Genomic DNA, 23,460 nt, shown 5'->3' on the forward strand with positions numbered 1-23,460 from the left:
CCCGCGCCGCGCCGCATCGCGCAAGGCTTCGGAATCAGCGGGCGAACGGCTAAGACGACGCAACGCGCGGGCGACCCGCGCCGAGAAGGTTTTCGAATGAAGACAGTGATCCTGGCGGGCGGCCTCGGCACGCGCATCTCGGAGGAGAGCCAGTTCAAGCCCAAGCCCATGATCGAGGTCGGTGGGCGGCCGATCCTCTGGCACATCATGCGGCTGTATTCGCACTATGGATTCAACGACTTCGTCGTCTGCCTGGGCTACCGCGGCTATGTGGTGAAGGAGTATTTCGCCAACTACGTGCTGCACAACGCGGACTTCACGGTCGACCTGGCGAAGGGCGAGATCGAGTACCACGCCCGCAACCATGAGCCGTGGCGCGTGACCCTCGTCGAGACGGGCGAGGCCACCATGACCGGCGGGCGCCTGAAGCGGGTGGCGGGGCACCTCGATTCGAACGAGCCGTTCTTCATGACCTATGGCGACGGGGTCTCCGATGTCGACCTCGGCGCGCTGCTCGACTTCCACAAGGCCCACGGCAAGGAGGCGACGATCACCGCCGTCGCGCCGCCGGGGCGGTTCGGGGCGCTGGAGATCAACGACGGTCGGGTGGACCGGTTCGTCGAGAAGCCGCCGGGCGACCAAGGCCTGATCAACGGGGGCTTCTTCGTGCTGAACCCCTCGGTCATCGGTCGGATCGACGGCGATCCGACGATCTGGGAGCGTGAGCCGCTGGAGAGCCTCGCCGCCGATGGCGAGCTCATGGCCTACCGTCACGACGGCTTCTGGGCCGCCATGGACACCCTGCGCGACAAGAACATCCTGGAAGGGCTGTGGGCCTCGGGCGAGGCGCCGTGGCGGCGGTGAACCCCGGCTTCTGGGCCGGCAAGCGCGTCCTGCTGACCGGCCACACCGGCTTCAAGGGCTCATGGGCCGCAATCTGGCTGACCCGCATGGACGCCGAGGTCACAGGCGTCGCGCTCGCGCCCGACCAGACGCCGGCGCTGTTCGACCTGGCGAAGGTGGCCGACCGCACGCGGTCGAATTTCGTGGACCTGCGCGATCCTGCGGCCCTGGACGCGGCGCTGGGAGACACGGCGTTCGACCTCGTCCTGCACATGGCCGCGCAGCCGATCGTCCGGACCTCGGTGGAGGATCCGATCGGGACCTTCGCCACCAACGTCATGGGCGCGGCCCACCTGCTGCAGGCGCTGCGCCGCCAGCCGGCGCTGATGGCCGTGCTCGCGATCACCTCGGACAAGGTCTACGCCAACAACGACAGCGGTCGCGCTTTCACCGAGGGCGACAACCTGGGCGGCAAGGATCCGTATTCGGCGTCGAAGGCGGCCACGGAGATCGTGGTGCAGAGCTTCGCCAGGAGCTTCTTCCCGTCCGTCCCGGTCGGCACGTCGCGGGGCGGCAACGTCATAGGGGGCGGAGACTTCTCCCGCGACCGGCTGGTGGCCGACATCGTGCGTGCGGTCCGCGCGGGCGAGAGCGTTGTCCTGCGTCATCCCGAGGCCACGCGGCCCTGGCAGCATGTGCTTGACTGCCTGGCCGGCTACTTCGCCCATCTCGAGGCTCTGGCGACCCGGCCCGACGCCCCTCGCGCGCTCAATTTCGGTCCGAAGCCCGGCGGCGCCGAGGTCACCGTCGGTGAACTGGCCACGCTCGGCGTCGAGGCGCTCGGCGGCCAACCGTGGCGCCATGAGCCGGACCCGAACTCCCTGGAGGCGAAGTCGTTGGCCATCGACGCCGGTCTCGCCAAGTCCGCGCTCGGCTTCGAAAGCCGCATCGAAGCGCCGGAGGCAGTGGGCCTGACCATGGACTGGTACCGCCGCCAGGCCGCCGGCGAGGACGCGCTCGCCTTGTGCCTGGAGCAGATCGAAGGCTACGAAGCGCGCCCATGAGTTCGACGCCCCACTGCCGCTTCTGCCGCGCGCCGCTGTCGCGCACCTTCCTGGACCTGGGGCTGCAGCCCCTGGCCAACAGCTATCTGACGCCGGAGCAGCTGGCCGCCGGGAACGAGCCGGTGTTTCCGCTGCACACCCGCGTCTGCGACCAGTGCTTCCTGGTCCAGGCCGACCACGAGGTCCCCGCCGAGGCGATCTTCGACGCCGAGTACGCCTATTTCTCCTCCTTCTCGCCGGGTTGGGTGGCGCACGCGAAGCGCTATGCAGATGCGATGATCGAGCGGTTCGGCCTTGGCCCGGATTCGCTCGTGGTCGAGGTGGCCAGCAACGACGGCTATCTTCTGCAGCACTTCCTGGCGCGGGGCGTGCCGGTCCTGGGAATCGAGCCGACCGCGAACACCGCCGAAGCCGCGCGCGCCAAGGGCGTCCGGACCGACGTGGTGTTCTTCAACGCCGAGACGGGCCAGGCGCTGGCCGAACGGGGTGATCGGGCCGACCTGATGGCCGCCAACAACGTGCTGGCCCATGTGCCGGACCTGAACGCCTTCGTCGGCGGCTTCCGCCATGTGCTGAAGCCCGAAGGCGTGCTGACCTTCGAGTTTCCGCACCTTCTCAACCTGATCCAGCTCGTGCAGTTCGATACGATCTATCACGAGCACTATTCCTATCTGTCGCTGCTGAGCGTGGAGCAGGTGCTGGCCGCCCACGGCCTGCGCGTGTTCGACGTGGAGAAGCTGCCGACCCACGGCGGCTCGCTGCGGCTCTTCTGCTGCCATCGCGCGGCGGGACATGATGAGACCGAAGCGCTCCGCGCCCTGCGCCACGAGGAGGAGCTCGCGGGCTTGCACAATCCCATGACCTACGACGGGTTCACGGCCCGGGTGCAGGCCGTGCGCGACAGCTTCCGCGCCTTCCTCTCCGAGGCGAAGGACGAGGCCAAGGTGATCGCCGCCTACGGGGCGGCGGCGAAGGGCAACACCTTCCTCAACTACTGCGGGACGACGTCCGCCGACATCGTCTGCGCCTACGACGCCAACCCGGCCAAGCAGGGCCGCTACCTGCCCGGCAGCCATATCCCGGTCTTCGCGCCCGACAAGGTGGCCGAGACCCGTCCCGACTACGTCCTCATCCTGCCCTGGAACCTGAAGGATGAGATCATGACCCAGCTTGCCTATATCGCCGACTGGGGCGGCCGTTTCGTGGTGGCTTCGCCCGAGACGAGGGTGGTGAGCTGATGCGTTTCCAGAGGACCAAGATCGCGGGCGTGTTTCGCGTCGCCGCGGAACCGCACAAGGATGAGCGTGGCGCGTTTGCGAGGCTGCACTGCCCGGACGAGTTCGCGGCGGCGGGCATTCCCTTCGCGCCGGTCCAGACCAGCATCTCGTGCAATCCGCATGTCGGGACGCTGCGTGGCATGCACTACCAGGCCGCGCCGCACGCCGAAGCCAAGCTGGTGCGGGTGACTCGTGGCCGGATCTTCGACGTGGCGGTGGATCTGCGGCCGGGGAGCCCCACCCACCGGCAGTGGGTCGCCGAGGAACTGAGCGCCGACAACCTGCTGGCGCTCTACATCCCCGAGGGCGTGGCTCACGGCTTCCTTACCCTGGAGGCCGATACCGACGTGCTCTACCAGATTTCTCCCGGCTACCGTCCGGGTCACGATGCGGGCGTGCGGTGGGATGATCCGGCGTTCGGCATCGCCTGGCCGGAGCCGCCGCAACTCATCTCGCCCCGTGACGCGGGCTATCCCGACTACCGGGGCTGAGGCCCCCCGGCATTCTCTGCTAGAGATGCCGGCCAATCAGACGGACTTCGATTTCATGGCTCAGGACAAGGCGCTCGAAGCGCTCTCGCGTATCGGTGGCAAGGACGACTGGCGGACAGCGTTCATCCGTCAGTTGGTCTCCTTCGAGGGACAGATCCAGGCGCCGGGCGTGGACGTCCGGGAGGACCTGACGGGCCCGCTTGTCGACGCGCTGTTCGACGACGACCAGGTGGTCCGCAAGACCCTCTCCACCGGCGTAACCTTCGAGTTCCTGTACCGCTCGAAGATCGCCCGCGACTTCGTGATGTCGACGCCCGAGGCGCCGGACCACGCCTGGGAGCCGCAGACCAGCCGCATCCTGGTGGACCTCGCCAAGGGGGCGAAGAACGTCGTCATCGGCGGCGCCTATTTCGGCGATCATGCCGTCCTGATCGCGCGGGCGATCGCCGGCGACGGCGGCGTCGTGCATGCCTTCGAGCCGAACACCCAGCAGCGCGGCATGCTGATGCGGAACGCCGAGCTGAACGGCCTCTCCAACATCAAGCCGCGGCCGGAGGGGCTGTGGCACGACTCCACCACGAACCTGAAGCTGGTCGGCTATGACAGCTTCGCCAACGCCGAGGTGGCGGAAGCGGGCGACGACACGTTCAAGACCGTGACGATCGCCGACTATCTGAAGGCCGCGGGGGTGGATCGCCTGGACCTCATCGTTCTCGACATCGAGGGCGCCGAGCTGGGGGCTCTGAAGGGTGCGGAGGCGTTCCTATCGGCGCCGAAGGGCGAAGCGCCGGCGATCCTGTTCGAAGTGCATCGGCACTACGTCGACTGGTCGAACGGGCTTGAGAATACCGAGATCGTGAAGCTGCTGACCGACCGCGGCTACACCGTCTTCGCCCTGCGCGACTTCAACTCGAACTACGATCTCGCGGGCAGGCCGGTGGAGCTGATCCCGGTGGACGCCGTCTACCTCGAAGGGCCGCCGCACGGCTTCAACATGGTGGCGGTGAAGGACCCTTCGGTGTTCGACGGCCCCGGATACAGCATCGTCCGGGACGTCAGCCCCAAGTACCTTCGCCACAAGGATCCGAAGCTGCATCATCCCGTCGGGGGGCTCTGAGGCTTGGGGCGCAAGGCCACCGTCGTCGGCGCTGCCGGCTTCGTCGGCGCCCGCCTTGCGGCGCGTCTGCGCGAGACCGGCTGGGACGTCTGGGCGCCAGCCAAGGGGGATCCCGAGCTTCTGACCCGGGATCTGGGCGTGGTCTTCTACTGCGCGGGCCTCACCGCCGACTATGACCGCCGGCCGTTCGACACCGTGGAGGCGCACGCCAGCCTGGTCAGCGAGGTGATCCGCGCTGGGCGCTTCGAGCGGCTGGTCTATTGCTCTTCAACGCGGCTCTACGACGGGCAGCGGAAAGCCGAGGCCCACGAGGCCGAGCCGCTGGTGTTCGATCCCGCGGATCCTCGACGGGTCTATGACCTATCCAAGGCCCTCGGCGAGAACCTGACCCTGGCGCGCACGGGCGGACGCGGCGCGGTGGCGCGGCTCTCCAACGTCTTCGATTGGAGCGACAGCGCGCCGGGGTTCCTGTCGGAGTGGCTGATCGCGGCGCGCGGCGGCCGCGAGCTGACCCTGGAGTCCAGCCCGAACATCGCCCGCGACTACATCCACCTCGACGACACCGTCACGGCCCTAGTCGCGATCGCCGACGGACGGTCGCAGGCCTACAACGTGGCCAGCGGCGAGCTGGTCACCAATGCCGACATAGCGCGCGTCTTCGAGGCCGCCGGCTGGAGCGTCCGCTTCACCGGGACCGCCGACCCGCCGCCGCCGCCGAACGCCAGCGTCGAGCGGCTGGCCGCGCTTGGCGTCCGGGCCCGGCCGGTGAAGGATGTGGTGCGTGTGTATCTGGAGGGGCTGACCCGGTGAAGCTGCTGGACCACACCCGCGACAGCCTCGTCGCCTACCTCACCGCCCAGTGCGCGCACATTGTGCCCGATGGGCGCGAGGACGCGTTCCGCAAGGCCGTCGACGCCCACCTCGACGAGGCGCTGGAGCGGATGCACGTCTGCATCAACGCCTGCGCGCCCTGGCGGCCCGACCAGTTCAACGTGCTGCAGTCCTCGCAGCACTGCATCTTCCTCTACTACCTCTCGAACACGATCTATGCCCGCTCGGGCGACACGGCGGCGGCCACGCGCCTGTTCCTGATGAACAAGGCCTTCAACGGCATCGACCTGTTCTACGAGATCCAGATGCCGCCGGTGTTCTACATCGGCCACTCGGTGGGGATCGTCCTGGCCAAGGCCACCTACGGCAACTACCTGGTGCTCTACCAGAACTCGACGGTGGGCCGGCACAAGGACCAGATCCCGGTCATCGGCGACCGGGTGGTCCTCTATCCCAACACGGCTGTGATCGGCCGCTCGGTGATCGGGAACGACGCGGTGCTCAGTCAGGGCGTCAGCGCCGTGAACAAGACGGTGCCGGAGGGAAAGATCGCCTTCCGGGCTGGAGGTTCGGACCTAGCCTTCCAGCCCAGGCCAGACGACCTGCTCAAGGAATATTTCCGGCTCTAGGCCTGAGGCTCGCCGGGGCAGTCGATGCCATGCGTTTCGCGCCTCAATTAGATTGCGCACAATAGAATTTTGCGCGATCTAGCTCGCGAACAGGAGCTCAGCCGCCATGAAGGTCTTCGCCATCGCGCTTGCCGCGACGTTTGTCGCCACCACCGCACAGGCGGCCCCGCCCGCCGCCCCGGCCCCCGAGCCGATCCGCGGGACGGTGACCAGCATCGACGCCCGCAAGATCGTCGTGAAGACGAAGGCAGGTCCACGCGCCGTGGACCTCACTCCGGACTGGACCGTCCAGGTGACGAAGCCGATCGCCGTGACCGAGATCCGGGAGGGCAGCTTCATCGGCACCGCCGAGATGCCGCAGGAGGATGGGTCCGGACGGTCCCTGGAGGTTCACGTCTTCCCCCCGGGCGTGAAGGTGGGCGAGGGCCACTACGCCTGGAACCTCCGCAAGGGCTCGATGATGACCAACGGCACGGTCGGCAAGGTGACCGCCGGCGCCAAGGGACGCGAACTGCAGGTCAGCTATTCGACCGGCACGCGGCGCATCGTGGTGCCCGCCAAGGTCCCGGTCGTGCAGATCAACAACGGAGAGCGCGGCCTCGTCCGGAAGGGCGTGCCGGTCTTCCTGGTCGCCTTTCCGAAGCCGGCCGGCGGCCAGATCGCGGGCAGCGTCGCCGTGGGCGTGAACGGCTCCAAGCCCCCGATGTGATCCGATGGCGGGTTTGCCCGAACGGCGAAGGGCGGGGGCGCTGGAAGTCTACCGCCACCCCTGGGTCGTGCGCATCGCCCACGTCCTGAACGCGGCGTGCCTGCTGGTCCTGCTGACCAGCGGGTTGCAGATCTTCAACGCCCATCCCGCCCTGTACTGGGGGGAAACCTCGCACTTCGAGAGCCCGGTGGCGGCCATCCGCTCGGACCTGAACGCCGATGGGACGATGACGGGCCGGCTTCAGGCGCTGGGGGGCAGCTTCGATACCACGGGCGTCCTCGGCGCCTCGCGGGGGGCTGACGGATCGTGGGAGGCGCGCGCGATGCCGGCCTGGCTCACTCTGCCGCCTTACGCGGACCTGGGCGCGGGGCGCGCCTGGCATTTCGCATTCGCCTGGCTGCTCGTGGCGAACGGGGCCGTCTATCTTACGCACGGGATGCTCAGCGGTCGATTGCGTGCGCAGCTTCTTCCGACCAGGGAGGACCTGGGCGGCCTGGGACGGTCGATCGTCGAGCATCTGCGCCTGCGGTTTCCCCACGGCGAGGCCGCGCGCCACTACAACGGGCTGCAGAAGTTGGCCTACCTCGGCGTCATCGCCGGCGCGCTTCCGATCATGCTGGCGTCCGGCCTCGCCATGTCGCCGACAGTCCATGCCGCTGCGCCCTGGCTTGGCGACATGTTCGGCGGCCGCCAGTCGGCGCGCACCGTCCACTTCCTCACCATGCTGGCGCTGGTCGGCTTCGTGGTGGTCCATCTCGCCATGGTGCTGGCCGCGGGACCCGTTCGCGAGCTGCGCGCGATCATCACCGGCTGGTATCGCATCGAGAAGAAGCAGGAGTCGGCATGATGCGCCGGGACGACCTGAACCGCCGGGGCCTCATCGGCGGTGCGGCCACCGGGGCGCTGGGCGTCGGTCTGGCCGGATGCGAGCGCATCAGCGCCTCGCCCCAGGTGAACCGCGCCCTGGCGGTGGGCGAAGGCGTGACCCGCAGGGCCCAACGGCTGCTCGTCGACCGCATGGCCTTGGCCCGGGAGTATCCGCCCCAGGCCATCTCCCGGGACTTCCGCCCGAACGGCACGACGGCCCCGGACAGCGACGAGTATCAGGCGCTCGTCACGACCGGATTCCAGGACTGGCGGCTCGACATCGGGGGCCTGGTCGAGCGGCCGCTGTCGCTCTCTCTGGCGGATCTGCGGGCGGCGCCGACCCGGACCCAGATCACCCGCCATGACTGCGTGGAAGGGTGGAGCTGTATCGCCAAGTGGCGCGGGGCGAGGCTGGGGCCGTTGCTCGACCGGGCGAAGGTGAAGCGGGAGGCGCGCTACGTCGCCTTCTTCTGCGCCGACACCCTGGAGCTGACCCTGGACGGCTCGGGCGACTACTACGAGACCATCGATCTGGTGGACGCTTATCACCCGCAGACGATCCTCGCCTACGACATGAACGACGCGCCCCTGCCGGTGGCGCACGGCGCCCCGATCCGACTGAGGCTCGAGCGGCAGCTCGGCTACAAGATGGCCAAGTACGTCATGCGCATCGAGCTCATCGACAGCTTCGAGGGTCTGGGCCGTGGCCGCGGCGGCTACTGGGAGGACCGCGGGTACCAGTGGTACGCCGGCATCTAGCCGTCGCGGATGTCCGCCCGGAGCGCGCCGACCAGGCGGTCAACGGCGGCCTTGAGATCCACGAGATCTTCCAGTGGGCCGGGCAGCTGGCAGAAGATTGCGCCTGGGACCTCTGCCGCCCTGGCCTTCAAGGCGAGCCCAGCGTCCGTGAGGGCGACGATCACCCGTCGCTCGTCGGCCGGATCGCGGGTGCGGCTGATCAAGCCGGCCTGCTCCATCCGTTTGAAGAGCGGGGTCAGGGTGCCCGAGTCGAGCCCGAGCCGATGGCCCAGATCGCCAACCGTCTGCGGCGACTGTTCCCAGAGGACCAGCATCGCCAGGTACTGGAGATAGGTCAGGCCGAGTGGCTGCAGCAGCGGCCGGTACAGCCGGGTCATCAGATTGGATGCGGTATAGAGCGAGAAGCAGAGCTGCAGATCGAGGGCGAGCGGATTCGGTCGCGCCAGTTCGCCGCTCTCGGGCGCGCCTTCCGTCATGCGATCGCTCTCCTGCCCCCCGACGTCGACGTTTCCTTGTGGAGCCGGAACGGGGCGGCGCGCAAGCCGGCGATCACCCGCCCGGCGTACCGTTGGCGAACACCTTCACCAGGCGGGCGGCGGCGGGCAACATCAGCGCGCCCAGCAGCGCGGGGAAGATGAACAGGATCAGGGGCACGGTCAGCTTGGCCGAGAGTCCCAGAGCCTTTTCCTCGGCGCGGAGCATCCGCTTGGCGCGCATGTCCGTGGAGAAGACCGAGAGCGTCTCCCCGAGGCTGGTGCCCATTTCCTCCGCCTGGCGGAGCATCGTGGCCAGGGCGCGGGCGTCGTCGATCCCCAGGCGGTCGGCGAAGGCGGACCACGCGTCTTTCCGCGCGCGGCCGGCGCGAAGCTCGAGCACCAGGAAGCGCAGATGGACCGTCAGGTTCGGGTAGCGACGCTCCAGCTCCTCGGTGACGCGCGTGACGGCGGCGTCGAGCGACAGGCCCGCCTCGACCGAAGCAACCAGCAGGTCGAGGAGGTCAGGAAAGCCTTCGGCGTACTCGCGCTCGCGAGTGGTCTTGCGGTTCTTGAGCACCACGTCGGGGCCGTAGAGGGCGGCCAGCGAGACGCCTACCGCAAGCGCCAGCGCGCCGAGGTTGCCGCCCTTCTGCCCGATCATCATCGGCAGGATGAGGATGATCGCCAACGTCGCCGTAGCGAGGGCGGCGGCCTTGACGCCCAGGAAGATGACGGGCGCCTCGCGGTTGTAGAAGCCGGCCTGCATCAACCGCGATCGAAGCAGAGAGACCTTGGCCGGGTCCCGTACGGCGCTCTGCTGGCCAAGCCGCCGCACGGCGGACAGCACCTGGTCGGTCAGCGCCCCACCCGGCTTGTCGACCAGGCCCGGGGAGCGCCCGCCGATACCGCCCGCCATCCCGGCCCCGGCCAGGCGGCTGCGCCGCAGCGCGCGGACGCGTAGCTCGCCGACGGCCAGCCAGGCAAGGCCTCCGAGGGCGCCGAGCGTCAGGACGAGTCCCGCGATGTAGATGATGGTCTCGATGGGCATGGCGTCAGAGCCGCATGTCGATCATGCGCCGCATGATCATGTTGCCGAGGAAAATCCAGAAGCCGAGGCCGGCAAGGCCGTACTTCACCATCGGCTCGTCGATGACGTCGCCGTAGAATTTGGGAGAGATCAGCACGATCATGCCGATCGCCAGGAACGGCGCTGCGGTCAGGATCATGGCCGAGGCGCGCCCCTCGGACGAGGCGGCCTTGATCTTCAGCCGCATCTTGTGCCGCTCGCGGACGGTGTTGGCGTTGAGCTTCAGCAGGCCCGTCAGGTTGCCGCCCGTTCGCTCCTGTAGGCGGACCGTAGCGGCGAAAAGGTCCACGTCGGGATGCTGGCAGCGTTCGGCCATGCGCTCGACCGCCTGCTCCAGGGTGGCGCCATAGGCGATCTCGTCGGCCGACATGCCGAACTCGGTGCCGATAGGGTCGGACATCTCACGCCCCACCAGGGCCACCGCGGCCGGCACCGGGTGCCCGGCCTCCAGCGATCGGACGATGATGTCCAGCGCCTGGGGAAGCTGGAAGCCGAGCGCGGTGGCGCGCTGCTTGGCCTTCCACTTCAGCACGCCCAGCGGAACGATCACGCCGCCCAGCACGGCGCCGCCGAGAAGGCCGAGGGGATTCTTCAGGAGGAAGAAGACGCCCACCGCACCGATCGCCGCGGCGAGTCCGATGTAGGTGAGCCACTTTCTCTGATCGTAGGGCAGCCCTGAGGCCACGATCATGTCCGACAGCCAGCGCAGCCTTTCCGACCGTCCGCCAGCGGCCGTGAGCCCCCGCTGTTTGCGCAGCTCGACGACCAGGGCGGAGATGCCTTCCACCTTCTCGCCCACCTTCAGGCGGCGATTTACCTGCCGCTTCTGGGTCGCGACCGACAAGACGCCCACCAGGCCCTGCACGCCGGCGAAGACGGCGGCCCCGATCATCACCATGACGATCAGCTTGGCGTCGATCTCCATGGTCAGAGCACCTTGTTCGGATCGAAGTTGGAGGTGTCGTAGGGGATGCCCCGCCGCAGCATCTCGTCGAGGCAGCGCGGGCGAAGGCCCGTCGCGCGATGCTCGCCGTGCACCGTGCCGTCGGGATCGGTGTGGGTGCGGTTGAACAGGAAGATGTCCTGCATCTGCACGACATTGCCTTCCATCCCGACGATCTCGGTCACGTGGGTGACCTTGCGCTTGCCGTCAGACAGGCGGTTGACCTGCACGACCAGGCCCACGGCGGCCGCGATCTGGTAGCGCACCGCTTCAGGGCCGATGTTCATGCCGCCCATGGCGACCATCTGCTCCAGACGGCTGATGGCTTCGCGCGGATTGTTGGAGTGGATGGTGGCCATGGAGCCTTCGTGGCCCGTGTTCATGGCCTGCAGCATGTCGAAGGCTTCTTCCGAACGGACCTCGCCCAGGATCACGCGGTCGGGACGCATCCGCAGGGCGTTTTTCACCAGCTCCCGCTGGCGGATTTCGCCCTTGCCCTCGATGTTCGGCGGGCGGGTCTCCATCCGCACCACGTGGGGCTGCTGGAGCTGCAGCTCGGCGGCGTCCTCGATGGTGATCAGGCGCTCGCCCTCGCTGATGGCGGAGGAGAGCGCGTTGAGAAGGGTCGTCTTGCCCGAGCCCGTGCCGCCCGAGATCACCGTCGACACCCGGGCGCGAGAGGCGCCCCACAGGAAATCGGCCATCGACTGGGTCATGGCGCCGAACTCGACCAGCTTCTCCAGCGTCAGCGGCTTCTTGGAGAACTTGCGGATGGAGACCGAGCAGCCGTCGATGGCGATCGGCGGGATCGCGGCGTTCACCCGGCTGCCGTCCGGCAGGCGGGCGTCGACCATGGGCTGGCTCTCGTCGATCCGGCGGCCGACGCCGGCGACGATCCGCTGGACGATCCGCAGCAGGTGGTCGTTGTCGCGGAAACGGATTGGCGTCAGCTCGAGTTCGCCGCGGCGCTCCACATAGACCTGGAACGGGCCGTTGATCAGGATGTCGTTGATCGACTCGTCCTTGAGGAGAGGCTCAATGGGGCCGAGGCCGACCATTTCGTCGTAGATCGAGGCGCCGAGCTCGGCGAGCTCCTTGGTGTTGAGCGCCATGCGCTCGGCCTGGGCGAACTGGGTCACCTGGCCCAGGACCTGACGGCGCAGCTCACTCTCTTCCAGCTTGTCGAGCTTGGAGAGGTCGAGTTCGTCGATCAGCCGCGCGTGGAGCCGCAGGCGCAGGTCGAGGTTCGCGTCCCGCGGCGGTCCCTTGGCCTTGGGCTCGGGTTTCGGTGCGGGGGCGGCAGGCGCGGGTGCGGCGGCCTGGGGCTGAGGCGCTGGCTGCGGGGCCGGGGCGGGAGCCGAACGCGCGAGACTGAACCGGGCCATCAGGCGGCCTTCGGCGGGGCGTCTCGGCGCGCCGGCTGGGCGGCGAGCCGCTCGACCAGGGTTTGCACGTCCTTGACGATCTTGGACTTTGGACGGTGCTGGGCGATGGGGCCGCCCAGGTTCGCCGACGCTGCGGCGGCCTCCCAATCGGAGCTGACGCCAGCCTCGGCCTTGCGTTGCAGGGCCTTCTCGGCCTCGGTCATCGAGGGCGCCGGGCCGAACATCCGGCTGGCGAGCCGGTTCAGCACGATCCGCGGGCGGAGGCTGGCGCCCAGGGCGTCCTCGATCTCGTCGGCATGCGAGCGGGCGGCCAGGAGGGCGGGGACGGTGAGCTCGGAGATGACAAGCACCTCGTCGCAGCCGGCCAGAGCTTCCAGCGTCCAGGACCGGCGATGCCGCGGAATGTCGAGGATCACCCAGTCGTAGCTCTCGCAGGCGACCTCGAGCATCCGCAGGACGGCTTCGCGGCTGACGGCGTCGAACGCCGTGGGATCGCGCACGCCGGCGATCAGGTCGAGCCCCTTGGAAACCGGGGTGACGAAGGCGTTCAGCATGGCCGCGTCGATACGATCGGCCGCCTGGCCGAGGTCGGCGAGCCGGGCGGTCGGCTGGGCGCCCAGGTAGGCGGCGGCCGCGCCGTCGGCGAGGTTCAGGTCCACGAAGCAGACCGCGCGGTCCTTGCCGGAGCGGACGGCCAGGGCGTGGGCGATCTCGATGGCGATGGTGGTCGCGCCCGATCCGCCGACGGCGCCGGTGACGCCCCAGCAGCGGGAATCACCGCTGGCCTGTGCTGGCGCAGGCTGCGCCTCGGCGAGCAGGGTGAGCAGGGCGGCGGCCAGCTGTTCGGGCGAGTAAGGCGCCTCGAGGATGTCCGTGGCCGGAAGGCGCAGGACGTTCCTGACGAGGCCAGCGGGGAGCGTTTCTCCCACCAGAAGCACTGGCGGGCAGGCCTTCAGCGACGACAGCGCCTTGACGGCGACCGCCAGCGCTGAGGCGTCCCAGGCGTCGGCGTCGATCACGACGAGATCGGTCGCCCCGGGCGCGAGTCCGCCGAGCTGGTCGATCGAGCCGGGTTGCACGATCGCGCCGGCGAGCGGCCCGTCGGTCAGGGGCGCGAGGTCCGCGCCGAGGGCCAGGATGCGGCGGCCGCGGAGAACTTCAGAGCTGGCCATCAGCGTCCATCCTCGCGGGTCAGGGGGCGGTCGAGCGACTGGCCGTTGAAGATCAGGGCGGCGGCCGAGGGTTCCTTGCCCGGCGGCGATACCGTCGCCGCGGCCTTGACCTTGTCGTCCGGCGTCGTGAACCGCGGCGTGACGACGACGATCAGTTCGGTTTCCGCCTGCTTCCAGCGGCTGGACCGGAAGAGGGCGCCCAGGATCGGCACGCTGCCGGCGCCGGGGATCTGGCGGAGGGCGTTGGAGTAGTCGCGCTGGAACAGACCGCCCACCGACAGCGACTCGCCGCCCCGCAGCTCCACCGTCGTTTTCGTCTGGCGGATGATGAGGCCCGGAACGGTGAAACCCGAGACCCGCAGCGAGTTGGTGAAATCGAGCTGGCTGACCTTCGGCTCCACCTCCAGGCGGATCATGCCGTTGTCCAGCACCAGTGGCGTGAAGATGAGTTCGACGCCGTACTTACGGAACTCCAGGCTGACCAGGCCATCGCGCTGGGGCACCGGATAGGGATACTCGCCGCCGGCATGGAAGTTGGCCTTCTGGCCGGAAATGGCCACGAGGTTCGGCCGCGCCAGGGTGCGGATCACGCCCTTTTCCTCCAGCGCGCCCAGGGCCGTGTCGATGGCCGTGTTGCCGGAGCCGCCGAAGAGCTGGAGCAGGCCGCTCGGCGGGCTGGCGCCGATGAGGCCGTTACCGGTGGCGAAACTGAACGAGTTGTTCGCGATGATCGCGGAGAACCCGACGTCCTGGAGCGCCGAGCGGGTGGCCTCGAGAACGCGCACCTCCAGAACGACCTGCTGGGCGTCGCGGACCGACAGGCGGGAGATCACCGAGTCGGGGGCATAGCGCTGGGCGATCTCCTCGGCGCGGCGCTGCACCCCGCTGTTGGAGACCTCGCCGCTCAGCATCAGGGATTCCCCGAGGTTCCGCACGACGATGGGTTCGCCCGGATAGGCGTTGGAGAGATCGTGCTGCAGGCTGGCGGCGTCGAAACCCACGCGGATGTCGATCACTTCCTGGAGCCGCCCGCCCGCGCCGTAGACCAGCAGGTTTGTGGAGCCGAACTCGATCCCCTGTACGTAGAAGCTGGAGTCCGAGGTGGCCGTCACCTTGGCGATCTCGGGCTGGGCGACGACGATCTTTGAGGCCTGCTGACCAAGGCGGTACGACAGTGACTTGTCGCGCGGCACGTAGATGGTCCGGCGAAGGGCCTGTTCGCTGGCGAGGGTCTGGGCCGTCGCCGGAGCGGCGGTCGCGAAGCCTGCGGTGACGACGGACGCGCACAGGAGCGCGCTCACCAGGGTGCGGGACATGATGGTCATGGGTCTGGGCCTGGAGATGCTTTGCACGGGCCTCACGCGGCGTCCGCGGCGGGCTTGCTTGAAACGGTGACCTTCGCGGCCCTGGAGGCACGTTCCCGCTTCACGGATTCGCCCTCGATGATCAGGATGCCGGAGCTGGCGGCGGGGCCGCGCGAGACGGCGCGCGGGCCGCCTCGTGCAGCGCCGCCACCGGACAGGAAATCCCCCGTCCGCACCGGCGGGGCCGAGGCGATGTCGGCCTGGCCGTTCCGGCGAAGGGCGAGCGAGACCTGGCCCAGGGTCGTGGCCACCGAGAGCTTCTGAGCGTCCTCCACCGATACCTCCAGGGTGGCGGTGTTGGGGCTGGACGGCTTCTCGGACGTGGGGTCGGCGTTGAGGTCGACACCCAGCACGCGCGCGTTCTGGACGACGACATAGGAGATGAAGTTCCGCTGCGGCCCGTCGGGCGTGAGGTCGCGCATGAGCACCACGTCCACACGGTCGCCCGGCAGGGCGTGGCCGCCCACGCCGCTCGCATCGTCGACCTTCAGGGTGTAGGCGCGCATGCCCTCTGCGATCTCGGCGGCGACGGTCGGGCGAGCGCCGGGACCAGAGATCTTGGTCGGCAGCAGGGCTTCGTGCTGGGCGATCGGGGTCAGCGCCACGGGCGGCGCGCCCTCGTCCGCGGCCAGGGCCTGCGGAACGGTCGTGAAGGCGCCTGCCGGCACCGCGCTCTTCGGAACCTTGATCACCTTCAGCATGCCGGCGTTCAGCTTCTCGCCGTACTTGATGGCGCGGGAGGCCACGACGAGAGGTTCGCCCTGGGCCTCGATCGTCGCTGGGGCCTTCGCCGAGGCGGCGTTCGGCAGCGCGATCTTGGCGACGAAGAGCGCTCCGAGACCGAGGACGGCTGAGGCCGCCAGGCTGACGATAGTAACGAGCCGCATGGTGTCACCCGACCAACAGTTCTCTTGTTATCGGGCGACGTTAACGATGGCCGGCTTGAGATATCCCGAACGAACGAGGTGAACGCCGCGCCAACCTTTCTGAAGATCGCGGTTACGTGCTGGCATGGCGCGAGGTCGTGCGGTTAGGCTTCCGCCTCAAGAACACAAAGTGGGAGATCGCCGGATGAAGGTGCGCAGGCTGGGGAATTCGGGCCTGAAGGTCAGTGTCGTTGGCCTGGGCTGCAACAACTTCGGCATGCGGATCGACGCGGGCCAGACCGACGCCGTGGTAAACGCGGCCATCGATGCGGGCGTCACGCTGTTCGACACTGCCGACATCTATGGGGGAACGCAGTCGGAGGTGTTCCTCGGCAAGGCCCTGGGCAAGCGTCGGCACGAGGTGGTGCTGGCCACCAAGTTCGGCATGCGCGTCCAGGAGGATCCGAAGCGGAGCGGCGGCTCCCGCCGCTGGATCATGCAGGCGGTCGAGGACAGCCTGCGCCGGCTGGGCACCGACTACATCGACCTCTACCAGCACCACCGCCCAGACCCGGACACGCCGGTCGATGAGACCCTGCGCGCCCTCGACGACCTCGTGACCCAGGGCAAGGTCCGCTACATCGGCTGCTCGAACTACGAGGGCTGGCAGATCGCCGATGCCGACTGGACCGCCGCGGGGCAGAGCCGGTTCGTCTCGGCGCAGAATCTTTACTCGCTGCTGGAGCGCGACGTGGAGCGCGAGATCCTGCCGGCCTGCGAGCACTTCGGTCTCGGCTTCCTGCCGTTCTTCCCGCTGGCTTCGGGCCTGCTGTCGGGCAAGTACCGCCGGGGCGAGCCGCCGCCGAACGACTCCCGCCTCGCCGCCTGGGGCGCGCGGGGGCAGGCGGCCATGAACGACGCCAACTTCGACAGGGTCGAGGCCCTGGACGCCTGGGCGCGGGAGCGCGGCCACACGATCCTGGACCTCGCCTTCGCCTGGCTGCTGGGCCACCGCGTCGTCTCGTCGGTGATCGCGGGCGCCACCACGCCGGATCAGGTTCGGGCCAACGCCGCCACGGCGAGCTGGGTGCTGACGGCTGACGAGGTGGCGGAGGTGACCGCTCTCGTCCGCTGACCTTGGCGGACGGAGCGTAAGCCTGCGATGAGGCGCCATCCGAGCCGGTTGGAGGACCCATGTACGATCTGTTGAAGGGCCTGCGGGTCGTGGAAGGCTCGGCCTTCGTGGCTGCGCCCACATGCGGCCTCTACCTCGCCCAGTTCGGGGCCGAGGTGATCCGGTTCGACAACATCGGCGGCGGCCCGGACTTCCGCCGGTGGCCGCTCGCCGAGAATGGCATGAGCCTCTACTGGGAGGGGCTGAACAAGGCCAAGAAGTCGGTCGCCCTCGACCTGGGCCGGCCCGAGGGGCGCGAGATCGCCCAGCGGCTGGCGGCGGCGCCCGGCGAGGACGGTGGCCTCTTCGTCACGAACTTCCCGGTCGACGGCTTCCTCTCGTACGACAAGCTGAAGGCGCTGCGCGACGACCTGATCTGCGTCCGCGTGATGGGGTGGGCCGACGGCTCCCAGGGCATGGACTACACGATCAATTCGGCGCTGGGCCTGCCGCTGATGACGGGCCCGGTCGGCGACGAGCGGCCGGTGAACCATGTGCTGGCGGCCTGGGACCTGTTGACCGGCGCCTACTGCGCCTTCTCGCTGGTGTCGGCGCTGATCGCCCGGATGCGCGGCCAGGGCGGGCGCGAGATCCGCGCCCCGCTCAGCGACATCGGCGCGGCGACCATGGCCAACCTGGGCTTCACCGCCGAAACCATGCTCACCGGCCACCAACGGCCTCGGATGGGCAACGACGTCTTCGGCGCCTTCGGCCGCGACTTCACGACCAAGGACGGCGTGAAGCTGATGTTGCTCTGCATCACGCCCAAGCAGTGGGAGAAGGCGCTGGACGTGCTGGGCATCGGCGCCGGCGTGGCGGCCGTGGAGGCCGAACTGGGCGTCTCGTTCGTCAAGGACGAGGGCCTGCGGTTCACGCACCGCGAGCGGCTCTATCCGCTGTTCGAGCGCGCTTTCGCGGCCAAGACGGCGGCCGAGCTGACCCCGGCGTTCGACGCGGGCGGCGTCACCTGGGGCAGCTACCAGACGCTCGACGCGGCGCTGAACGACACGCGGCTCTTCAAGGACAACCCGCTGTTCGAGACCGTGAAGCACCCCAGCGGCCTGTCGTATCCGGCCCCCGGCGCCATGGGCACCATCCCGCAGGACGTGCGTCGGCCGGTGGCTCCCGCACCGCGCCTGGGCCAGCACACCGACGAGGTTCTGGCCGAGGTGCTCGGGATGTCGGGCGGTGAGATCGCGCGCCTGCACGACGCCAAGGTGGTCGCCGGCCCTGCGTGAGGCCGGCGCTCAGGCGACGTCCAGGATCTTCCCGGGGTTGAGGATGCCCTTCGGGTCCAGTGCACGCTTGAGCGTCCGCATCAGCGCGATCTCGGCCTCGCTGCGGGACAGCGGGAGGTACGCCTTCTTGTGCAGGCCGATGCCGTGCTCGGCGCTGACCGAGCCGCCGATCGCCTCCAGCGGGCCGTAGACAATCGCCTCGACGGCCTTCTTCACCTCAGGCCCCGTCTCGCCCGTCCAGACGAGGACGTGGAGATTGCCGTCGCCGAGGTGGCCGAAGACGTAGTTGTCCACGTCCGGCCAACGGGCCCGCAGCTTGCCGTCGATCTCGGCCACATAGGCGGGCATGTCGGCGATCCGCAGGGAGACGTCGAAGGTGATCGCCGGCCCCTTGCGGTTCACCTGGCCCACGTCGTCGCGCAAGGCCCACATCTTCGCCCGCTCGGCCTGGCTCTTGGCGATGACGGCGTCGACGATCAGGCCGTCCTCCAGGGCCTTCCCCAGCACCCGCTCGAACCGTTCGGCGTCGGCCGCCTCGTCGCCGCCCAGGGCTTCCACCAGCACATAGTAGGGATGGCCGTGCGGCAGCGGCGGCGTGCCGTTAGCCGGCGGCGTGGTCACGAGCGTGTAGAAGGCCGGCCACATCACCTCGAACGCCGAAAGGCCGCCGCCGAGGGCGCTCTCCAGCATTCGCAGCAGGCGGGGGATGGAGTCGAAATCCTCGGTGGCGACGTAGGCGGTGTTCTGGCTGAGCGGTGCGCTGCGCAGGCGCAGCACCGCACGGGTGATGACCCCCAGCGTGCCTTCGGCGCCGATGAACAGCTGCTTCAGGTCGTAGCCGGTGTTGTTCTTCATCAGCCGGTTCATGGACGAGACGATGGTCCCGTCCGCGAGCACCGCCTCCAGCCCCAGCACCATGTCGCGCATCATGCCGTAGCGGACCACCCGGTTGCCGCCGGCGTTGGTGGAGATGTTGCCGCCGATCGTCGCCGAGCCCCGCGCGCCGAGGTCGAGGGGCAGCAGCAGGCCCTGCGCCTCCGCGGCCTCGCAGGCGACCTGCAGGATGCAGCCGGCCTCGACGGTCATGGTCGCGGAGGCGACGTCGATCTCCTCGATCCGGTTCATCTTCTCGAGGCTCAGCGCGATTGCGGCGTCGGCGGTGGCGCCGCCCGCCAGGCCGGTCTTGCCGCCCCAGGGCACGACCGGGACGCCCAGGCGGTGCGCCACCTTGAGGACCGCCGAGACCTCCTCGGTGCTCCGGGGAAAGACCACCGCGCGCGGCGAGCCAAGCCGCATCCAGGCGCCCTGCGCCTTTTCAAGCGCGGCCTCGCCGGTGAAGACGGCCTCGGGCCCCAGCGCCTCGATCAGCGCGTCGGCGAGCGGGTCGCTGGCAAGGGTCTCGGACATGGGGCGAGCTTACGCCCGCCTCAGGCCTCCGCCAATCGCGCGAGCAGGGTTCCCTCACTCACCTGCGCGCCAAGCTCGGCGCTGAGCTCGGCCACCACCCCGTCGAACGCCGCCGTGAGGGTGTGCTCCATCTTCATGGCTTCCAGGGTCAGCAGGGCCTGGCCCTTGGCCACCCTATCGCCGACCTTCACCAGGACCTGGGTGACCTTGCCGGGCATCGGCGCGCGGACCTGGCCGTCGCCGGCGGCGCCGTCGGCGTCGGCGGCAGGCGGGTGGTCGCGGAACACGAAGGATTCGCCGCCCTCGAACACCACCACCTCCTCGTCGCCCAGCACGTGGACCGAACGCGAGGGCTGGTCGCCCATCTCGACCTCGATGGCGCGGCCGTCGACGAAGAGCCGGGTGGTCGCGGCCGCGGGGCCGTTCAGGCGGAAGCCGGTCAGCGCCACCCAGGGCGTGGCGGCCTGGCCCTCGATCTCCCGCTCGACCATCTCCCGGAAGGCCCAGCCGGCGGTGGCCAGGGCCTCAGGCGACGGCTCCGCGGGCGTCGCCAGGGTCTCGAGCTCGCGGCCGATCAACCCGGTGTCGACACTGCCGACGATGAAGTCGGGGCTCTCCAGGCAGCGGACCAGGAAGCCGGCGTTGGTCTTCAGCGGATGGACCTCGACCTCGGCGCAGGCCTCGGCCAGTTCGGCCACGGCCTGGTCCCGGGTCGGGGCATGCGAGATCAGCTTGGCGATCATCGGGTCGTAGAAGGGGGTCACGGCGTCGCCCTCCTCAACGCCAGCGTCGACGCGCACGCCGGTGGGCAGGCTGAAGCTGTCCAGCCGGCCGATCGACGGCAGGAAGCCGGTGGCCGGGTTCTCGGCGTAGAGGCGCGCCTCGACCGCGTGGCCGTTGAGGCGTATTTCGTCCTGCTTGAGCGGCAGCGGCTCGCCGGCGGCGACGCGGAACTGCCACTCCACGAGGTCCAGGCCGGTGACCATCTCGGTGACGGGATGCTCCACCTGCAGCCGGGTGTTCATCTCCATGAACCAGATGCGGTCGCCCTTGAGGCCCTGGCTGGCGTCGGCGATGAACTCGACGGTGCCGGCGCCGACGTAGCCCACGGCCTGGGCGGCTTTGACCGCGGCGGCCGTCACGGCGGCGCGGGCCTCTTCGGACATGCCGGGCGCTGGCGCCTCCTCGATCACCTTCTGGTGTCGGCGTTGCAGCGAGCAGTCGCGCTCGAAGAGGTGGACGACGTCGCCATGGCTGTCGCCGAACACCTGCACCTCGATGTGGCGCGGGCGGGTGACATAGGTTTCCAGCAGCACCCGGTCGTCGCCGAAGCTGGCCGCGGCCTCGCGCTGGCACGAGGCGAGGGCGGCGTCGAATGTCTCGGCGCTCTCGACCAGGCGCATGCCCTTGCCACCCCCGCCCGCCACGGCCTTGATCAGCACGGGGAAGCCGATGGCCTCGGCTTCCGCCTTCAGCCGCTTCGCCGACTGGTCCTCGCCGAGGTAGCCGGGCGTCACGGGCACGCCGGCCTTCTGCATCAGGTCCTTGGCGGCGTCCTTCAGGCCCATGGCGCGGATGGCCGATGGCGGCGGGCCGATCCAGGCCAGTCCGGCGGCGGTCACCGCCTCGGCGAAGTCGGCGTTCTCGGAGAGGAAACCGTAGCCGGGATGGATGGCCTCGGCGCCGGCGGCCCTGGCGGCCTCGATGATCCGCTCGCCGACGAGGTAGCTCTCGCGCGCCGCGGCCGGCCCGATCAGCACCGCCCGGTCGGCGTCGCGGACGTGTGCGGCCTGGGTGTCCGCCTCGGAATAGACGGCCACGGTCTCGATCCCGAGCCGGCGGGCCGTGGCGAAGACGCGCCGGGCGATCTCGCCCCTGTTGGCGACCAGAACGGACTTGAACATCAGACGCCCCACGCGCCGCAGGCGCAGTCATTTTGGAACCGCAGACCATCACGGACCAACACGGACAACGCCGGCCCCTGGTCCGTGATGGTCTGTGATGGTCCGTGGTGGAGTTGAGGGCGCTGACGCGCCACGAGGCTCGCCATTTCGCGCCTCACATCCGGAACACGCCGAAGCGCGTCTCGGGGATGGGGGCGTTCAGGGACGCGGAGATGGAGAGGCCCAGGACGTCGCGGGTCTGGGCCGGGTCGATGACGCCGTCGTCCCACAGGCGGGCGGTGGCGTAGTAGGGGTTGCCCTCGTCTTCGTAACGCTGGCGGACCGGGGCCTTGAAGGCCTCCTCCTCGTCCTTCGTCCACTTGTCGGCGTCGCGGTGGACGGTGGCCAGGACGCTGGCCGCCTGTTCGCCGCCCATCACGCTGATGCGGCTGTTGGGCCACGTCCAGAGAAAGCGCGGGGAATAGGCCCGGCCGCACATGCCGTAGTTGCCGGCGCCGAACGAGCCGCCGATCAGGACGGTGAACTTCGGGACCTCGGCCGAGGCGACGGCGGTGACCAGCTTGGCGCCGTCCTTGGCGATGCCGCCGGCCTCGTACTTTCCGCCGACCATGAAGCCCGAGATGTTCTGCAGGAACACCAACGGGATCTTCCGCTTGCAGGCCAACTCGATGAAGTGGGCGCCCTTCAATGCGCTTTCCGAGAACAGCACGCCGTTGTTGGCGAGGATCGCGACTGGATAGCCCCAGATGCGGGCGAAGCCGCAGACCAGGGTCGTGCCGTAGAGCGCCTTGAACTCGTCGAAGCGGCTGCCGTCGACGATGCGGGCGATCACCTCGCGCACGTCGTAGGGCGCGCGCACGTCGGGTGGGATGACGCCGTACAGCTCCTCGGGGTCGTATGCGGGCGGCTCGGGCTCGGCGAGGGTGAGGTCGACGGCCTTGGTGGTGTTGAGGTTGGCGACGATGCGGCGCACAATGGCGAGGGCGTGCTCGTCATTCTCGGCCACGTGGTCGACCACGCCCGAGCGGCGGCCGTGGGTGTCGGCGCCGCCGAGCTCCTCGGCGCTGATGATCTCGCCCGTGGCGGCCTTCACCAGCGGCGGCCCGCCGAGGAAGATGGTGCCCTGATTGCGGACGATGACCGTCTCGTCGCTCATGGCCGGGACATAGGCGCCGCCGGCGGTGCACGAGCCCATGACGCAGGCGATCTGGGCGATGCCCTCGGCGCTCATCCGGGCCTGGTTGAAGAAGATGCGGCCGAAGTGATCGCGGTCTGGGAAGACCTCCGCCTGGTGCGGCAGGTTCGCGCCGCCGGAGTCCACCAGATAGACGCAGGGCAGGCGGTTCTGCATGGCGATCTCCTGGGCGCGGAGATGCTTTTTCACAGTGATGGGGTAGTAGGCCCCGCCCTTCACCGTGGCGTCGTTGGCGACGATCATCACCTCGCGGCCCGAGACGCGGCCGATGCCGGTGATGACCCCGGCGGCCGGCGCCTCGTCGTCGTACATGCCGCCCGCGGCCAGCCCGCCGACCTCCAGGAACGGAGAGCCCGGGTCCAGCAGGCGCAGGACGCGATCGCGGGGCAGCAGCTTACCGCGAGAGGTATGCCGCTCGCGGCTCTGCGCCGAGCCGCCCAGGGCCGCTTGCGCCGAGCGGGCGCGAAGTTCCTCCGCCAGCCCCCGGTTCAGCGCGGCGTTGGCGGCGAAGGCGGCCGAGCCGATGTCCAGGCCCGAGTTCAGTTTCCTCATCACAGTCCTTCAGCGGCTTCTCGCGATCCGCCGGACGTGGGCCGGAATGCGAACCGGCGCGCCTCAGACGGGACTGCCGCACCTAGACCGCCTTTTGGCCTTGGTGGTCA

22 protein-coding genes are annotated in these 23,460 nt (G+C 69.2%); 12 read left to right on the plus strand and 10 right to left on the minus strand.

The genetic code is table 11. The features are described from left to right. Positions 1 to 96 precede the first annotated feature (96 nt). The 10 genes from rfbF (at position 97) to DJ019_RS12085 (ending at position 8,587) form a co-directional block, all read left to right on the plus strand. A complete protein-coding gene (gene rfbF / locus DJ019_RS12040) occupies positions 97 to 864 on the plus strand; it encodes a glucose-1-phosphate cytidylyltransferase (RefSeq protein WP_111276292.1) in 768 nt (255 codons plus the stop codon). Then, positions 852 to 1,907: a CDP-glucose 4,6-dehydratase gene (rfbG, locus tag DJ019_RS12045; RefSeq protein WP_111276557.1), complete on the plus strand. Its 1,056-nt coding sequence runs from the start codon at positions 852 to 854 to the stop codon at positions 1,905 to 1,907. Before rfbF ends, rfbG begins: the two co-directional genes overlap by 13 nt. Beyond that, entirely contained in the window at positions 1,904 to 3,145 is a 1,242-nt protein-coding gene (locus DJ019_RS12050) for a class I SAM-dependent methyltransferase (RefSeq protein WP_111276293.1), read from the plus strand. Before rfbG ends, DJ019_RS12050 begins: the two co-directional genes overlap by 4 nt. After that, complete coding sequence (locus DJ019_RS12055; protein WP_111276294.1) at positions 3,145 to 3,675, plus strand: dTDP-4-dehydrorhamnose 3,5-epimerase family protein; 531 nt, start codon at positions 3,145 to 3,147, stop codon at positions 3,673 to 3,675. The genes DJ019_RS12050 and DJ019_RS12055 overlap by 1 nt, the downstream gene beginning before the upstream one ends. 55 nt (positions 3,676 to 3,730) lie before the next feature. Then, positions 3,731 to 4,792 (plus strand): FkbM family methyltransferase, encoded by a 1,062-nt coding sequence (locus tag DJ019_RS12060; protein WP_111276558.1) that lies wholly within the window; start codon positions 3,731 to 3,733, stop codon positions 4,790 to 4,792. 3 nt (positions 4,793 to 4,795) lie between these two features. Next, positions 4,796 to 5,602 (plus strand): NAD-dependent epimerase/dehydratase family protein, encoded by an 807-nt coding sequence (locus tag DJ019_RS12065; protein ID WP_111276295.1) that lies wholly within the window; start codon positions 4,796 to 4,798, stop codon positions 5,600 to 5,602. Continuing rightward, positions 5,599 to 6,252, plus strand: a complete 654-nt coding sequence (locus DJ019_RS12070; RefSeq protein ID WP_111276296.1) for an LbetaH domain-containing protein — start codon at positions 5,599 to 5,601, stop codon at positions 6,250 to 6,252. The genes DJ019_RS12065 and DJ019_RS12070 overlap by 4 nt, the downstream gene beginning before the upstream one ends. Positions 6,253 to 6,358: 106 nt before the next feature. After that, positions 6,359 to 6,961 (plus strand): hypothetical protein, encoded by a 603-nt coding sequence (locus tag DJ019_RS12075; RefSeq protein ID WP_111276297.1) that lies wholly within the window; start codon positions 6,359 to 6,361, stop codon positions 6,959 to 6,961. A gap of 4 nt (positions 6,962 to 6,965) precedes the next feature. Beyond that, complete coding sequence (locus DJ019_RS12080) at positions 6,966 to 7,808, plus strand: cytochrome b/b6 domain-containing protein (RefSeq protein ID WP_111276298.1); 843 nt, start codon at positions 6,966 to 6,968, stop codon at positions 7,806 to 7,808. Continuing rightward, a complete protein-coding gene (locus DJ019_RS12085) occupies positions 7,805 to 8,587 on the plus strand; it encodes a molybdopterin-binding protein (protein WP_111276299.1) in 783 nt (260 codons plus the stop codon). Before DJ019_RS12080 ends, DJ019_RS12085 begins: the two co-directional genes overlap by 4 nt. Here DJ019_RS12085 and DJ019_RS12090 read toward each other — a convergent pair. From DJ019_RS12090 to cpaB, 7 genes are all read right to left on the minus strand, one after another. Continuing rightward, positions 8,584 to 9,063, minus strand: a complete 480-nt coding sequence (locus DJ019_RS12090; RefSeq protein ID WP_111276300.1) for a MarR family winged helix-turn-helix transcriptional regulator — start codon at positions 9,061 to 9,063, stop codon at positions 8,584 to 8,586. The two genes, DJ019_RS12085 and DJ019_RS12090, sit on opposite strands and share 4 nt — an antisense overlap. 73 nt (positions 9,064 to 9,136) lie before the next feature. After that, positions 9,137 to 10,111 carry a type II secretion system F family protein gene (locus DJ019_RS12095; RefSeq protein WP_240606463.1) on the minus strand — a complete coding sequence of 325 codons (975 nt, stop codon included), beginning with the start codon at positions 10,109 to 10,111 and terminating at the stop codon, positions 9,137 to 9,139. 4 nt (positions 10,112 to 10,115) lie between these two features. Beyond that, the gene (locus DJ019_RS12100) at positions 10,116 to 11,075 is read right to left on the minus strand and encodes a type II secretion system F family protein (RefSeq protein ID WP_111276301.1); all 960 of its coding nucleotides are present in this window, start codon (positions 11,073 to 11,075) and stop codon (positions 10,116 to 10,118) included. A gap of 2 nt (positions 11,076 to 11,077) precedes the next feature. Beyond that, a complete protein-coding gene (locus DJ019_RS12105; protein WP_111276302.1) occupies positions 11,078 to 12,478 on the minus strand; it encodes a TadA family conjugal transfer-associated ATPase in 1,401 nt (466 codons plus the stop codon). Next, positions 12,478 to 13,650 carry a CpaE/TadZ family protein gene (locus tag DJ019_RS12110; protein ID WP_111276303.1) on the minus strand — a complete coding sequence of 391 codons (1,173 nt, stop codon included), beginning with the start codon at positions 13,648 to 13,650 and terminating at the stop codon, positions 12,478 to 12,480. Before DJ019_RS12110 ends, DJ019_RS12105 begins: the two co-directional genes overlap by 1 nt. Beyond that, positions 13,650 to 14,975, minus strand: a complete 1,326-nt coding sequence (locus DJ019_RS12115) for a type II and III secretion system protein family protein (protein ID WP_111276304.1) — start codon at positions 14,973 to 14,975, stop codon at positions 13,650 to 13,652. The genes DJ019_RS12110 and DJ019_RS12115 overlap by 1 nt, the downstream gene beginning before the upstream one ends. Positions 14,976 to 15,007: 32 nt before the next feature. Next, positions 15,008 to 15,901 carry a Flp pilus assembly protein CpaB gene (gene cpaB / locus DJ019_RS12120; protein WP_111276305.1) on the minus strand — a complete coding sequence of 298 codons (894 nt, stop codon included), beginning with the start codon at positions 15,899 to 15,901 and terminating at the stop codon, positions 15,008 to 15,010. A 184-nt stretch (positions 15,902 to 16,085) separates the two neighbouring features. On the opposite strand from cpaB, the gene DJ019_RS12125 reads away from it, so the two are divergent. Together DJ019_RS12125 and DJ019_RS12130 are read left to right on the plus strand one after the other, a co-directional pair. Beyond that, positions 16,086 to 17,015, plus strand: a complete 930-nt coding sequence (locus DJ019_RS12125; RefSeq protein WP_111276306.1) for an aldo/keto reductase — start codon at positions 16,086 to 16,088, stop codon at positions 17,013 to 17,015. Positions 17,016 to 17,074: 59 nt separating this feature from the next. Then, positions 17,075 to 18,292, plus strand: a complete 1,218-nt coding sequence (locus tag DJ019_RS12130) for a CoA transferase (protein ID WP_111276307.1) — start codon at positions 17,075 to 17,077, stop codon at positions 18,290 to 18,292. Positions 18,293 to 18,301: 9 nt separating this feature from the next. Here DJ019_RS12130 and DJ019_RS12135 read toward each other — a convergent pair whose 3' ends face one another. From DJ019_RS12135 to DJ019_RS12145, 3 genes are all read right to left on the minus strand, one after another. After that, on the minus strand, positions 18,302 to 19,699 hold the full coding sequence (locus tag DJ019_RS12135) for an FAD-binding oxidoreductase (protein WP_111276308.1): 1,398 nt from the start codon (positions 19,697 to 19,699) through the stop codon (positions 18,302 to 18,304). A gap of 20 nt (positions 19,700 to 19,719) precedes the next feature. Next, positions 19,720 to 21,603: an acetyl/propionyl/methylcrotonyl-CoA carboxylase subunit alpha gene (locus DJ019_RS12140; RefSeq protein WP_111276309.1), complete on the minus strand. Its 1,884-nt coding sequence runs from the start codon at positions 21,601 to 21,603 to the stop codon at positions 19,720 to 19,722. A 154-nt stretch (positions 21,604 to 21,757) separates the two neighbouring features. Next, positions 21,758 to 23,350, minus strand: coding sequence for a carboxyl transferase domain-containing protein (locus tag DJ019_RS12145; RefSeq protein ID WP_111276310.1), 1,593 nt, complete (start codon positions 23,348 to 23,350; stop codon positions 21,758 to 21,760). Positions 23,351 to 23,460 lie beyond the last annotated feature (110 nt).

The sequence above is a fragment of the Phenylobacterium kunshanense genome, from assembly GCF_003254525.1.
Lineage (GTDB): Bacteria > Pseudomonadota > Alphaproteobacteria > Caulobacterales > Caulobacteraceae > Phenylobacterium > Phenylobacterium kunshanense.

Excerpts from the sequence above, each read along its gene's own strand:
- DJ019_RS12130 (WP_111276307.1), top strand. The coding sequence starts at position 17,075 with ATGTACGATCTGTTGAAGGGCCTGCGGGTCGTGGAAGGCTCGGCCTTC.
- DJ019_RS12105 (WP_111276302.1), bottom strand. The coding sequence starts at position 12,478 with ATGGCCCGGTTCAGTCTCGCGCGTTCGGCTCCCGCCCCGGCCCCGCAG.
- DJ019_RS12085 (WP_111276299.1), top strand. The coding sequence starts at position 7,805 with ATGATGCGCCGGGACGACCTGAACCGCCGGGGCCTCATCGGCGGTGCG.
- DJ019_RS12145 (WP_111276310.1), bottom strand. The coding sequence starts at position 23,350 with ATGAGGAAACTGAACTCGGGCCTGGACATCGGCTCGGCCGCCTTCGCC.
- DJ019_RS12140 (WP_111276309.1), bottom strand. The coding sequence starts at position 21,603 with ATGTTCAAGTCCGTTCTGGTCGCCAACAGGGGCGAGATCGCCCGGCGC.
- cpaB (WP_111276305.1), bottom strand. The coding sequence starts at position 15,901 with ATGCGGCTCGTTACTATCGTCAGCCTGGCGGCCTCAGCCGTCCTCGGT.
- DJ019_RS12060 (WP_111276558.1), top strand. The coding sequence starts at position 3,731 with ATGGCTCAGGACAAGGCGCTCGAAGCGCTCTCGCGTATCGGTGGCAAG.
- DJ019_RS12080 (WP_111276298.1), top strand. The coding sequence starts at position 6,966 with ATGGCGGGTTTGCCCGAACGGCGAAGGGCGGGGGCGCTGGAAGTCTAC.
- DJ019_RS12050 (WP_111276293.1), top strand. The coding sequence starts at position 1,904 with ATGAGTTCGACGCCCCACTGCCGCTTCTGCCGCGCGCCGCTGTCGCGC.
- DJ019_RS12075 (WP_111276297.1), top strand. The coding sequence starts at position 6,359 with ATGAAGGTCTTCGCCATCGCGCTTGCCGCGACGTTTGTCGCCACCACC.
- DJ019_RS12055 (WP_111276294.1), top strand. The coding sequence starts at position 3,145 with ATGCGTTTCCAGAGGACCAAGATCGCGGGCGTGTTTCGCGTCGCCGCG.
- DJ019_RS12115 (WP_111276304.1), bottom strand. The coding sequence starts at position 14,975 with ATGACCATCATGTCCCGCACCCTGGTGAGCGCGCTCCTGTGCGCGTCC.
- DJ019_RS12095 (WP_240606463.1), bottom strand. The coding sequence starts at position 10,111 with ATGCCCATCGAGACCATCATCTACATCGCGGGACTCGTCCTGACGCTC.
- rfbF (WP_111276292.1), top strand. The coding sequence starts at position 97 with ATGAAGACAGTGATCCTGGCGGGCGGCCTCGGCACGCGCATCTCGGAG.
- DJ019_RS12100 (WP_111276301.1), bottom strand. The coding sequence starts at position 11,075 with ATGGAGATCGACGCCAAGCTGATCGTCATGGTGATGATCGGGGCCGCC.
- DJ019_RS12090 (WP_111276300.1), bottom strand. The coding sequence starts at position 9,063 with ATGACGGAAGGCGCGCCCGAGAGCGGCGAACTGGCGCGACCGAATCCG.
- DJ019_RS12125 (WP_111276306.1), top strand. The coding sequence starts at position 16,086 with ATGAAGGTGCGCAGGCTGGGGAATTCGGGCCTGAAGGTCAGTGTCGTT.
- DJ019_RS12110 (WP_111276303.1), bottom strand. The coding sequence starts at position 13,650 with ATGGCCAGCTCTGAAGTTCTCCGCGGCCGCCGCATCCTGGCCCTCGGC.
- DJ019_RS12135 (WP_111276308.1), bottom strand. The coding sequence starts at position 19,699 with ATGTCCGAGACCCTTGCCAGCGACCCGCTCGCCGACGCGCTGATCGAG.